Here is an 11,212-nt window from a genome sequence, read left to right on the forward strand (position 1 = left end):
TAGCATGCCATTTCGGCGGCAAGCCGTATATGCATGCCCGTCGCAATGGACTGCACGCGCGCCGGACATAGCGTGTCTTCGCCCAATACGTCGACCGCATCTGGAGCACGATAGCTTTTGTGTCGCATATGGGATTGCCAGCAGGCTCCAGGCTCGGCTGGCAGGAGATACCTTTCGATCACTGCAGCCCAACTTCGCGATCCTGGCGAGAGGGTCTCCCGTCAGCGGCAGCGGACGTCGTTACGGCCGCCGCTGTCGATGGCCGCGCCGGCGGCTGCTCCGCCGATCGCGCCCAGGACGGTACCGATGGTTTTCGAACCGCCCGGCGCGATAACGTTGCCGAGCACGCCGCCCGCGACGCCGCCGACGATCAGTCCGGTCGTCCCGTCAGAACGGCGGCAATAGTACCGTCCGTCCCGCCCGCGATAGATGCGCTCGTTGTCCGATAGACGCCGCTCGCGATAGCGCTGGTCGTTGCGGTAATAGTTATCCGCGTAATACCCGCCCGCTCGGGGATCTGGGCGATCCCAGTCATAATTGCCGTAGCGCTGCGAATAGCCGCGGTCATAATATCCCCAGCCGTCGTCGCCATAGCTGCCGGTAGTCGCGCACCCGCCGAGCAGAGTTGCCGCCGCGAGCGAAAGGAATGCGAGCCCATTCATCCTTGAGTTCCCCTCTTTTTGTCCAGATGCGTGAAGCTGCGTCCGGGCGGCATTGAGCCTGCGTGGAGCAACCGATGAAGTGACGGCCGGTTCCCGCGCTTCACGACCAAGGGCGACACTGGCCACGTCGGCGAGGTGGGATATGTGTGTACGTAGTCTTCCCAATGTCGCGGCGGCAGGCTTGCTGCGAGCATTTCATATTCAGAAGCGCGATCTCCATCCGCGCCAGCAAGAGGAGAAAGTAGACATGGATACATCACATGCGAGCGCACTGCAGGAGAAGCATGCGGGCCTCGAACGTCGGATCCGGGAGGAAATGAGCCGTCCCATGCCTGACGATATGGTGATCCAGCAACTCAAGAAGCAAAAGCTCCGTGCCAAGGAAGAGATCGGGAGGCATTGAGTTCCAACCGGGATATCGCATTCGAGCCAGCCCTACCGTTTCGGGCCGTCGGGTGAGCGCTGCCGCCAGAATGTTCTGCGGATGACCCCGCTCGAGATAGTGCGTCCAGTTGGCGTGCGCGCCATGAGTGCGATATCCAAATCGGCATGGTGAAAGCGCCGACAAAGCTCGTGTTCCCCACGATCTGGCGGCAATCGAACTGACGGAGCGGGATAAGGAACGGACCTGCGAGATGGCGGCGAGTTGGTCGTAAGCGCCAGCGCTTATCGTCCTGTCGCCCTATATGTGCACCAGGCAGGTGGGCGCGCATGATCCTCAGCTTCCCAAAATGGGAGAACTCGCTGGTCCTTCAGCTGTTTGCGACCTGAACCGATCGGTCGTCCCGGTCCCGGGCCAACATCAGGATCATGACGCCGGAGACGAAGAAGCTAGCGGCAAATACCAGCGCGAAACTCGCGACCAGTTCCGATGTTGGCCCGAATATGACGACCACGAGCGTCGATATGTGCAGGCCGAGCAGGAGGACCAAAGCGAGCAACAGATCGGCCGACGCCCCAGCCCACAGCACGACACGCGCGGAGCCGGCCGCTCGGTACCCGCGGTACAAAATGAGCGCCACACGCGCGAACAACCAGCCCATGACGATGTGGACGGCCGCAAGAAATCCTACCGCAACATTGAGAATGAAAAGCAAGCCCGAAAGCATCGTCGCTAGGCCTATAAGCAGTGCTGGGGTGCGGTCACCGGAAGATCGCGCCAGAGCAGCGGCAACTTCCAGAATGCCGGCTGATATCAAAAGCCAGCCCACGACCTTTTCGCCCGGCCAGAATGGAACAAGCGGCAGTAGAAATGCGGCACCGGCCAGCACGATCGTGCCGATCCCGGCAAGACGGGCGAGACTATCTGTTTTCATGGATCAAAGCCCTTCATCCCTGCCTGCACGTGCGGCCTGCGCACAACGCAGGAGCCGCTCGGTCGTCAGACAGGGCCGCACGGTCGATGCCTCGACTGTTTTTCATGATGCGGCGTGAGCGCAAAAGCGAGAATGCGGACGCCAGAGGAGATGCCGACATGCAGGACTGGTCACCTTCCTGATTATCCGACGTGTTTGAACAATCATTCGCGGCGGACAAAATCAACCCTGGTTAGATGGTCCTTCGCGCCTTCATCGCCTACCCGGCGGTGGTAATGCCCGTCCGGTTGGGCAGCAAGCGGTTCCTTACCAAGGCCACGGCTTTCGATGCGGTTGTGGCAATCGCGTTCGGCTCGATCATGTCGTCAGCCTTCTCCGGTTCCTTCTCCCTACTCTCTTGCGCCAGGCGTCGGCGTCAGGCTCACGTTCACCGCCGAAGTTCGCCAGATTGCCCTCTCGAAGCGGGCGGTATCATTGCCTCGGACCGCGCTCTTCGGGCTCGCTTCAGGGCCGTGAGCCGCGCAGGCGCAGGGGCGTTGGCGATTGCAGCGTTTACAAGTCCTGCGGGTTATCGGTCAAAACATGCCGTTTGAATTGGCCGATTGCTCGGGAATGGTTTGCAGGGCGTCCCAGTGTTCCAAGATCTTCCCCGCATCGTCCAGCCGGAAGATATCAATGCCCGCGTAATCCTGATCGCCCGGCCAGTGCTGATGGCAGTGAAGGACAACATAGTTGCCCTCTGCAAGAGCGCGCTTCACGACGACCCGCTTCCCGGGCCACTCCAAAGCCATCCGCTCGAAATAGTCTATGAAGCCCTGTTTGCCGCTCGCAACATGCGGGTTGTGCTGGATGTAATCCTCGCCGACGAAGCGCTCGACGGCCTGCCGTGGGCGACAGTCGTTGAACATCAGTTCGTAGAAGGCAATCACGTTGGCCTTATTGCGCGCAAGGTTGGTCACTCCGGTTTCTCCGTGGGCATGTGCTTGACCAGCCTCCCAAGCCGCTCGTCGAAGCGTGGCTCGTCGTAGTCACACTCTATACCGCCTGCGGCCTGCTTGCATTGGTCGAGCTGGGATGGCTTGGGTTCGGTCAATGCGGACAAATACCAAGGTGGCTATCTGGCGCAAATCCGATAGTGTCGGCAAAGTGGCCGCCTCTTGTGGGCTGGTGAAAGGAGTTTGAGTAGCATGGCAGATTGGAACGATCCCCAGTCGACCCGACAGGGTGGCTTCGGCGCGTCTCCGAGCCTGAACGGAGACCTGATCGGCAGGGCAGGCGCCTATAATCAGGGGCTGCGCCGCCACATGCTCTCCATCTACAACTACATGGCTTCCGGCGTGCTGCTCTCGGGCGTGGTCGCGTTGCTCTTTGCCCGCTCGGGCATGGCCGCGCAGATCATGGCGACGCCGCTCAAGTGGCTGATCGTCCTGGCGCCGCTCGGCTTCGTGTTCGGCATGAGCCTGGGCGCGCACAAAATGAAGACCGCGACCCTCCAGGCCCTGTTCTGGGGCTTCTGTTTGGTCATGGGGCTGTCGATGTCGACGATCTTCCTCGTCTTCACCGGTGCTTCGATCGCGACGACCTTCTTCGCCACGGCCGGTGCCTTCGCGGGTCTGAGTCTTTTCGGCTACACGACGAAGAAGAACCTGTCGGCGATGGGTTCGTTCATGGTGATGGGCCTGATCGGTATCCTCATCGCGATGGTGGTGAACCTGTTTCTGCAGTCCACCGGTTTGCAGTTTGCCATCTCGGTTCTCGGTGTGCTGATCTTCGCTGGCCTCACGGCCTGGGACACGCAGCGGCTGAGGGACGAATACGACATGCTCGCCGGCACCGAATTCGCCGGCAAGGCCGTCGTGCTGGGCGCTCTGACGCTGTACCTGGACTTCATCAACATGTTCCAGTTCCTGCTGAGCTTCCTCGGCGATCGCGAGTAACGGTGCCGGGGTCTGCCATGGGCGTTGCTTGGCGCGCGGCATACATCTGGAACTTTCTGGAATATTATGTTATCGCGTCGTTGGAGCAGCTTCAAGGACGCGAAAGACATGGCGGATACAGCAGCGCTACCCGTGATCACGGGTGACATTGCCGCGGCGGCCGATGTGACCGTCAACAGCAAGGGCGGGTCGGCGACGGCGACCTTGAAGAAGGTGTTGCGCGACCGGCTCGGGCGAATGGGCAATCATTTGTCGGGCGCGGCCCTTCAGTTCGCCAATGGCCAGGCTATCGTGCTTCTCGCCGGCGCAGCCACCGACGCCCCTGCGGCGGGCGAGGTCAGGGTGCGCCAGACGGGTCGCAATCGGTTCGAGATCGAACTCGACGAGGATGGTGCCGACGAGATCGACGAAGTGACCGCAAGTTTTCTCCGGCTCAAGAAGGATCAGTTCGAGAAGGGCCAGCTCAAGCTTTCGGCGCCGATGAGCGCGAGCGACTGGAAGTCGAAAACCGACCAGGAGCTGGCCGAGGCGCGGCGGCTGATCGCCTCGCACGGTGCGAAATAGGCGACGCACGCTGCATCGCTGAACAGGGGGCGGGCATGACCGGGGGTGAGGCCTATTATGTCGAGGACGAACTGTCCTTCACGGGGCCGCGCGTGCAGGCAGTCGTGGATAGCGTCGCGGCGTTCAAGGATGCCTCGCGCAAGGTCAAGGGCGCGGAAGCACGGCTCAGTGCCGTGCTGGCCGATTTGCAGGCTCTCGACGTCTTTGCCGCCAGCGTCGGGAAGTTGATCGCCTCTCGCGGGTTTCAGGACCTTCCCGGTTTCAGGCGCGGACGGGAGCGGTTCGAGGGCTTTCATGCCCTGACTGTCGGTCCTTGGCGGGGCGTTTTTCTGGTCAGCCGGGATGGAGCGCATGTCGCCGGCATCGTGTTCTCGCGGGCTCCGCATGCCTTGGAAGGGCGGTTGGCGGAGATCGCTGCGGCCTATCGCAAGGATCCAGCCAGTGAATGACGGCAGCACCGAGAGATTGCCCCAAGGCACTGCGAAGCTTGGCATGGCGATGGCCGCGGCGATCATTCTGTCGGTCGCCGGCATTGCCTATGCCATCTGGTTCGGCGTGGCGGCCGATGGCGGCAGGGGCGGTGCTATCGCGGTGGGCCTCACATTTTTCATTCTCTTCATGGGGCGCGGAACGGCTGAGACCGCACTCGAGGCATCGCTGCCGCCGGCTGGCGATCCCCTCGCCGATCTCGAGCAGGATCTTGCCCGTGTCCGCGGGGCGGTCGCGGCGATGCTGGATTGGAGCCGGAAGGAGAAGGTGTACCTGACGGTCTCGAGTGTTGTCGGAACGCTCGCCTGGGGATTTGGTGATGTCGTCGCCAAATGGCTGGGCGCCGCATCCTGATGGCGGACAGTACCGGAAAGCATGCCGAGACTTCACAAGATGGCATTCGGCCTATAGCGAGAGCATAACCCCAGCATGCACCGGAGAATATGGAGACATGACGGAGAATTCTGGCCAGGAAGACATGCTCATCGAGCTGACCGCGGACATCGTCTCGGCGCATGTCGCGAACAACGCTGTCTCCGTCGCCGATCTGCCCACGCTGATCGAAAATGTTCATGCGGCGCTGCAGGACTGCGGGAAGCCGCGCGCGCCCGAGGCGGTCAAGCCGGAGCCCGCCGTCTCGATCCGCTCGTCGATCAAACCCGACTTCATCATATGTCTCGAGGACGGCAAAAAGCTCAAGATGCTCAAGCGCCACCTGATGACGCACTATCAGATGACGCCCGAGCAGTACCGCACGAAATGGAACCTGCCGCTCGACTATCCGATGGTGGCGCCAAACTATGCCGAGCAGCGCCGCACACTTGCAAAGCAGATCGGGCTGGGGCGCAAGCCGAAGTCGGCGCCGTCCCCGGTCGTGCCGGCCAAGCCCGGGCGCGGGACCAGGAAATCGGCGGAAAAGCCGGTGCCCAACTAAGCGCCGTTCGGCCTGGGCGCTATCGGCGCTGATCGCAATGCAAGCGGCCTTGTGTGCAAGAATTTGTCGCTATCCAGCAAAAACATTCATTTGCCGTATTGCATTAAATCTCGCACGGTCCCGGCATTAGGCCGTCATAGTGACACCTGGTTCAAGGTCTGGCCCAACGAGGAGAGGATGCCTCATGAAGGGGCAGGCGCCAGAACGTTCTCCGCCCGATGCCTCTTTCACGTGGCCGCGCGCTATGTGGACGGTCATTATGGCGGTCCTCATGTATGGCCTCTATTGCCTTCAGGACTATCATATTCTCAGTGAAGAGCAGATCATGCTGCTCATCTTTCTAGCGGTGCCCATTGCGGCTTTCGCCTTGTCGGGGGCTGGCCAGGTTCGCGCCGATCGCGGCGAGGAGGGCAGGGCCGGGAAGGACAAGCGAGACGGGTAGGGCGCTCCGGCGCTTGCCGACGAACTGCACCGGTGGGACGGGTCCGCTTCCCGATGTGAAGACGGACACAGTGCCGCATAGCGCAATATTTTTGCGCTTATCCATCAATATTTTGATTTACGGTTCGCGCCTTCGGTTCGTCTATCACCTGCCAAGTCCAAGGGAGGTGATGACCACGATCGCTGTGGGTCGTGACAAATTCCCACATTCATTTGTCACGGTTGCCAGAGATGATCGTCACGCTGACAGGCCGCGCGCGGCGGCCTTTGCCTTCCTTGCATGTCGATCCGCAGAAGCTGCTGTTCTCGCTCAGCACGCTGATCGCGGCGATCGCGACGCTGGCCATCGCTTTTTCGGCTAGCCTGCCGCGGCCCTGGTGGGCCTTGTTGACCGTCTATGTCACCGCGCAGCCAATGGCCGGCGCCTTCCGGCCCAAGGTGCTCTACCGTCTGGGAGGAATAGCCACCGGCGCGCTGGTGACGATCCTGCTCGTACCCAACCTTCAGAATTCGCCCGAGCTCCTCGTCCTGTGTCTCGCCGCCTGGACGGGTTTTTGCATCTATCTCGCGGTCCTTGACCGCACGCCGCGGGCTTTCCTGTTCCAGATGGCGGCATTCAGTAGCGCGGTCATCAGCTTTCCCTATCTCGATGATCCGGCGAATATTTTCGAGACGACGGTCGCCCGCGTGCAGGAAATGACGCTGGCGATCCTGTGCGTGACGGCCACCCATGCCCTGTTGCAGCCGTGGAGCGCCACACCGGTGATCCGCGCGCGGGCGCAATCCTTTCTCGGTCATGCCCGGCGCTGGGCCGCTGAGGCGCTTGGCAGCCAGCATACCCGGCTCGAGAACGACCATCGCCGGATGCTCGCCGCCGACGTGACGGAACTTGGGATGCTTGCCATCCATCTGCCGTTCGATCAGCGCTGGGCCCTGGCGACCCAGCGGCGGGTGATGGCGCTGCAGCAACAGTTGGCGGGCATCCTGCCGCTCGCGTCGGCGGCCGCCAATCGTCTGGACCTGCTGCGCGACGCGGGCATGCCGCCCGATCTGGAGCTCCTGCTCGATGACATCGTGGCCTGGCTGGTCGGGGAGGACAGCCGGCTTGACGAGGTGGGGCCGCTGGTCCGGCGGTGCGAGCGCCTGGCGACCGCATGCGAGGCACAGCGTGACTGGGGCTCGCTATTGGCGGCAAGCGCCTGTGTGCGCATGGCCGAGTTTCTCTCGGCGCTGGCGGCGAGCCGCAGGCTGGCCGACAGGATCGGTTCTCCCGGCCGGCCCAACTTCAAGGCCGTGCCGGCGGAGCGGTTCGCACTGGCCCGCGATCATGGGGTCGCGGCGCTGGCGGGTCTGGCGACGATGACCGCGATCATGCTCTATTGCGCGGTCTGGATCCTGCTCGCCTGGCCCAATGGTTCGGCGACTGCGGCCTTTGCGGCATTGATCACCTGCTCCTTTGCGACCCAGGACGATCCTGCGCCGGTGATCGGGCGGTATTTGCTTGCGACGCTCAAGACCTTCCCGCTCGCCGCGCTTTACCTGTTCGTCATCCTGCCGCGTGTCGACGGCTTCGAAATGCTGATCATCACCCTCGCGCCGGCGCTGCTGTGGATGGGGTACATTCAGGCCGATCCGAAGCGGTCGCCCGAGGCTCTGCCGATGTTTTCCTGCTTTATCGTTGCGATGGGCTTCCTCGCGCGCTTTCAGGCGGATTTCGCGCTGTTTCTCAACACGGGGCTGGCGCAGCTCGGGGGCATCGTAGCGACGCTTGCGGTCACCAAGCTGTTCCGATCGGCCAATGTGCTCTGGACAGCGAGACGGATATTGCGATCCAACTGGGGCGAACTGACCCAGCTTGCCGACATCCGGCGTCCGTTTCTCCCGCAGCGGTGGACGGCGATGGCCGTCGACCGGCTGGGGCAGGTGGCGGCGCGCATGGCGGTCGCGACGCCCGGAGACGACCTGCATGCGGCTGACGGGCTGGCGGACCTGCGCATCGGCCGCAATATCATCCCCCTTCGCCGTTCGCTGCCCCACGTCCCCCATGACGAGCGCCGTCATCTGGGCGTGGTCCTATCCTCCCTCTCCGCCTTCTATTCCGCGCGCTGGAGCGAGGGTCGTGCTTTGGCTCCCCCGGCCGCGCTTCTGGCTCAGATCGATCAGGCTCTCGAAGGATTGCTGAAGTTGGCGCTGGACGAACCGCGCCGCGGGGCGCTGCGGGCGCTCATCGGCATGCGTTGCAACCTGTTTCCACAGGCCGGGGCACCGGCCTGGGAGGGCGCGGCATGATCGAGGAGATCCATGTCCTTGGCGTCTACGTGCCGGCGGCACTTGCGTGGGGCGTGCTCGCAGCGATCTTCGTCTATCTGCTGCGCGCACCGATCCAGCGTCTGCCTGCTTATCGTCTGCTCTGGCACCCGAGCCTGCTCGAACTCGCGCTGTTCGTCCTGCTGTGGTGGGGGCTCAGCGCTCTCGCCGACGCATTTCTCTATCGATGGTTCGTTTCCTGATCATGTTGCATCGACAAAATCTGCTGCGTTCGGGCGTGACACTGCTCGTCATTCTGGTGATCCTCGGCGGCGTTTATGCCTTGTGGCTGCGCTACCAGGTGGAACCTGTCACCCGCGACGGTAAGGTTCGGGCCGATCTCGTGCCGATCGCCGCGGACGTGAGCGGTCTCGTCACCGAGGTCCGGGTCAGCGACAACCAGGTCGTGAAACGCGGAGACGTTCTGTTCATCATCGACAGGCCGCGCTATCGGCTCGCCCTTGCGCAGGCCGAGGCCAGTCTCGTCGGCCAGCAGACGTCGCTGGCGCAGGCGATCCGCGAGGATCGGCGCAACCGCGCGATGCCGGACGTGATTGCGGCGGAGGCGATCGAGCAGGGCCGGGCGCGGGTGGATGGACTTCGCGCGTCGATCGGCCAGGCCGTCGCGGCACGCGATCTGGCGCGCTTCAATCTCGAGCGTACGGTTGTGCGGGCGCCCATCGACGGGACGGTGTCGAACATGTCGCTGCAGCCCGGGGTCTATCTGACCGCGGGCAAGGCGGCATTGGCCCTGGTCTACGATCGTTCGCTGCGCGTGGAGGGATATTTCGAGGAGACCAAACTGCCGGCCATTCGCGTTGGCGACCGCGCAAGCGTCTATCTGATGGGCGTGGCCGATGAGATCGAAGGACATGTCCAGAGCATCGCAGGCGGCGTCGAGGATCGCGAACGGGGCGGGGGTGACGGGCAGCTTGCCAATGTGAACCCGTCCTTCACCTGGGTTCGTCTGGCGCAGCGCATTCCGGTTCGCATCGCGGTCGACAAGGTGCCCGCCAATGTCCGGATGATTCCGGGACAGACCGCTACCGTGATCGTTCATCCCAGGGCGGATGGTCGAAGCGTGCACAGGAGCCTGCCCTGGTGAGGCGCATCGTCCTGCCTATCATGCTCCTGGCCCTGGGGGGGTGTGCGGTCGTCGGTCCGGATTATCGGCTGCCGAAGGACGCGGCCGTCGCGGCCCCCGACGCGCAGGGGTCGTTCCTGTCGGCCGGCTCCCACGTCAGGAACGACCCGCTGCCGGACCATTGGTGGCGGCTCTACAACGACCCCGTGCTTGATGGTCTGGTCGAGGAGGCGCTTGCCGCCAACACGGACCTTCGTGTCGCCGAGGCCAATCTCGAGCGCAGTCTCGCGCTTCTCGATGCGCGGGGCGCGAGCAGGGAGCCGCAGGCGAGCTTCAATGCCGAGACGAGCTATGCGCAGCGCTCGGCGGAGGCGGAACTGCAGCATGTGAAGCCGCCGGTCCGCCAGATCTATAATGGCGGCGTGTCGGCAAGCTATGATCTCGACCTGTTCGGCGGACTGCGCCGGGGTATCGAGGCTGCGAGCGCCGACATGGAAGCGGCGGTCGCGGCGCGCGACCTCGTCCGGGTCAACGTGGCGGCGGAAACCGCGCGTGCCTATGCGGACATCTGCAATGCCGGCTATCAACTCGACATCCTTGGCAGGCAGGTTTCGTTGCAGGAGAAGGGGGCATCGCTCACAGATGTGCTTGTGCGCAACGGCCGCGCGGTGCCCTACGAGCGGGATCGCCGACAGGCCGTGCTCGATGCGACCAAGGCACGTCTGCCGCGTGTCGCGGCAAGGCAGCGAGGTGCCTTGTTTCGCCTTGCCGCCTTGCTGGGGCGCACGCCCCGGCAGGCCGACTTTTCGCTTCTCGCCTGTCGGCATCCGTTGATTCTTGGCGATCCGGTGCCGGTAGGAGATGGCCAGGCCTTGCTGAAGCGCCGACCGGACATCCGGATGGCGGAGCGCCGGCTGGCCGCCGCCACCGCGCGGATCGGCGTCGCAACCGCGGCGCTCTATCCGGACATCCATTTTGGCGCGACCTTGGGTTCGACCGGTGCTGCGGCCGATTTCCTGTCGCCGTTGACGAACCGGTTCGGACTGGGCCCGCTTATCAGCTGGTCATTGAACAGGCATGCCGCGCGGGCGCAGATCGCCGCTGCCGAGGCGCAAGGACGGGCGGAACTCGCGTCTTTTGACGGCATGGTCCTGAAGGCGCTGCGGGAAGCGGAAACGGCGCTCAATTCCTACGCTGGGGGGCTCGAGCAGCAGGAGAGCCTCGATCGGGCCCGGGACGAGGCGGCGCGGGTCGCGCGGCATACCAGACAGCTGCGACGCGGCGGAAAGATCGCCGAACTGCCGGCGCTCGACGCGGAGCGTGATCTCTTGCTTGCCGAGCAGGCGGCGATGGAGGGCCAGGCCATGATCAACGAGGATCAGATTGCCCTGTTTCTGGCGCTTGGCGGAGGTTGGTCCGCCGGGCCGGACGTTCCGGGGAAGACAGATGTCCGGTAAGGGACCGGCGATGTCCCGAGC

14 protein-coding genes are annotated in these 11,212 nt (G+C 63.5%); 11 read left to right on the top strand and 3 right to left on the bottom strand.

Annotation, left to right across the window (positions count from 1 at the left end; all coding sequences use genetic code 11):
* Positions 1 to 221: 221 nt before the first annotated feature.
* Positions 222 to 662, bottom strand: coding sequence for a glycine zipper 2TM domain-containing protein (locus PYV00_RS14065; protein WP_275228909.1), 441 nt, complete (start codon positions 660 to 662; stop codon positions 222 to 224).
* A 52-nt stretch (positions 663 to 714) separates the two neighbouring features.
* On the opposite strand from PYV00_RS14065, the gene PYV00_RS24440 reads away from it, so the two are divergent.
* Positions 715 to 1,065 carry a YdcH family protein gene (locus PYV00_RS24440; RefSeq protein WP_428981640.1) on the top strand — a complete coding sequence of 117 codons (351 nt, stop codon included), beginning with the start codon at positions 715 to 717 and terminating at the stop codon, positions 1,063 to 1,065.
* A 349-nt stretch (positions 1,066 to 1,414) separates the two neighbouring features.
* Here the strand turns inward: PYV00_RS24440 and PYV00_RS14075 are convergent, their stop codons facing one another.
* Entirely contained in the window at positions 1,415 to 1,978 is a 564-nt protein-coding gene (locus tag PYV00_RS14075) for a hypothetical protein (protein WP_275228910.1), read from the bottom strand.
* Between the two features lie 575 nt (positions 1,979 to 2,553).
* A complete protein-coding gene (locus PYV00_RS14080; protein ID WP_275228911.1) occupies positions 2,554 to 2,937 on the bottom strand; it encodes a nuclear transport factor 2 family protein in 384 nt (127 codons plus the stop codon).
* Between the two features lie 228 nt (positions 2,938 to 3,165).
* Here PYV00_RS14080 and PYV00_RS14085 point away from each other — a divergent pair, with 228 nt between their 5' ends.
* From PYV00_RS14085 to PYV00_RS14130, 10 genes are all read left to right on the top strand, one after another.
* Positions 3,166 to 3,915, top strand: coding sequence for a Bax inhibitor-1/YccA family protein (locus PYV00_RS14085; protein ID WP_275228912.1), 750 nt, complete (start codon positions 3,166 to 3,168; stop codon positions 3,913 to 3,915).
* Between the two features lie 132 nt (positions 3,916 to 4,047).
* On the top strand, positions 4,048 to 4,479 hold the full coding sequence (locus PYV00_RS14090) for a hypothetical protein (protein ID WP_275228913.1): 432 nt from the start codon (positions 4,048 to 4,050) through the stop codon (positions 4,477 to 4,479).
* 35 nt (positions 4,480 to 4,514) lie between these two features.
* Positions 4,515 to 4,928, top strand: coding sequence for a hypothetical protein (locus PYV00_RS14095; protein WP_275228914.1), 414 nt, complete (start codon positions 4,515 to 4,517; stop codon positions 4,926 to 4,928).
* Positions 4,921 to 5,322 (top strand): hypothetical protein, encoded by a 402-nt coding sequence (locus PYV00_RS14100; protein ID WP_275228915.1) that lies wholly within the window; start codon positions 4,921 to 4,923, stop codon positions 5,320 to 5,322. Before PYV00_RS14095 ends, PYV00_RS14100 begins: the two co-directional genes overlap by 8 nt.
* 97 nt (positions 5,323 to 5,419) lie before the next feature.
* Entirely contained in the window at positions 5,420 to 5,902 is a 483-nt protein-coding gene (locus PYV00_RS14105; RefSeq protein ID WP_275228961.1) for a MucR family transcriptional regulator, read from the top strand.
* A gap of 184 nt (positions 5,903 to 6,086) precedes the next feature.
* A complete protein-coding gene (locus PYV00_RS14110) occupies positions 6,087 to 6,344 on the top strand; it encodes a hypothetical protein (RefSeq protein ID WP_275228916.1) in 258 nt (85 codons plus the stop codon).
* A 230-nt stretch (positions 6,345 to 6,574) separates the two neighbouring features.
* A complete protein-coding gene (locus PYV00_RS14115) occupies positions 6,575 to 8,632 on the top strand; it encodes an FUSC family protein (RefSeq protein ID WP_275228917.1) in 2,058 nt (685 codons plus the stop codon).
* A complete protein-coding gene (locus PYV00_RS14120) occupies positions 8,629 to 8,853 on the top strand; it encodes a DUF1656 domain-containing protein (protein WP_275228918.1) in 225 nt (74 codons plus the stop codon). The genes PYV00_RS14115 and PYV00_RS14120 overlap by 4 nt, the downstream gene beginning before the upstream one ends.
* Positions 8,854 to 8,855: 2 nt before the next feature.
* Positions 8,856 to 9,755 (top strand): efflux RND transporter periplasmic adaptor subunit, encoded by a 900-nt coding sequence (locus PYV00_RS14125; protein WP_275228962.1) that lies wholly within the window; start codon positions 8,856 to 8,858, stop codon positions 9,753 to 9,755.
* Entirely contained in the window at positions 9,749 to 11,191 is a 1,443-nt protein-coding gene (locus tag PYV00_RS14130) for an efflux transporter outer membrane subunit (RefSeq protein WP_275228963.1), read from the top strand. The genes PYV00_RS14125 and PYV00_RS14130 overlap by 7 nt, the downstream gene beginning before the upstream one ends.
* Positions 11,192 to 11,212 lie beyond the last annotated feature (21 nt).

Source organism: Novosphingobium album (ex Liu et al. 2023) (assembly GCF_029076845.1).
Lineage (GTDB): Bacteria > Pseudomonadota > Alphaproteobacteria > Sphingomonadales > Sphingomonadaceae > Novosphingobium.

Excerpts from the sequence above, each read along its gene's own strand:
- PYV00_RS14110 (WP_275228916.1), top strand. The coding sequence starts at position 6,087 with ATGAAGGGGCAGGCGCCAGAACGTTCTCCGCCCGATGCCTCTTTCACG.
- PYV00_RS14120 (WP_275228918.1), top strand. The coding sequence starts at position 8,629 with ATGATCGAGGAGATCCATGTCCTTGGCGTCTACGTGCCGGCGGCACTT.
- PYV00_RS14085 (WP_275228912.1), top strand. The coding sequence starts at position 3,166 with ATGGCAGATTGGAACGATCCCCAGTCGACCCGACAGGGTGGCTTCGGC.
- PYV00_RS14105 (WP_275228961.1), top strand. The coding sequence starts at position 5,420 with ATGACGGAGAATTCTGGCCAGGAAGACATGCTCATCGAGCTGACCGCG.
- PYV00_RS14115 (WP_275228917.1), top strand. The coding sequence starts at position 6,575 with ATGATCGTCACGCTGACAGGCCGCGCGCGGCGGCCTTTGCCTTCCTTG.
- PYV00_RS14095 (WP_275228914.1), top strand. The coding sequence starts at position 4,515 with ATGACCGGGGGTGAGGCCTATTATGTCGAGGACGAACTGTCCTTCACG.
- PYV00_RS14125 (WP_275228962.1), top strand. The coding sequence starts at position 8,856 with ATGTTGCATCGACAAAATCTGCTGCGTTCGGGCGTGACACTGCTCGTC.
- PYV00_RS14075 (WP_275228910.1), bottom strand. The coding sequence starts at position 1,978 with ATGAAAACAGATAGTCTCGCCCGTCTTGCCGGGATCGGCACGATCGTG.
- PYV00_RS14065 (WP_275228909.1), bottom strand. The coding sequence starts at position 662 with ATGAATGGGCTCGCATTCCTTTCGCTCGCGGCGGCAACTCTGCTCGGC.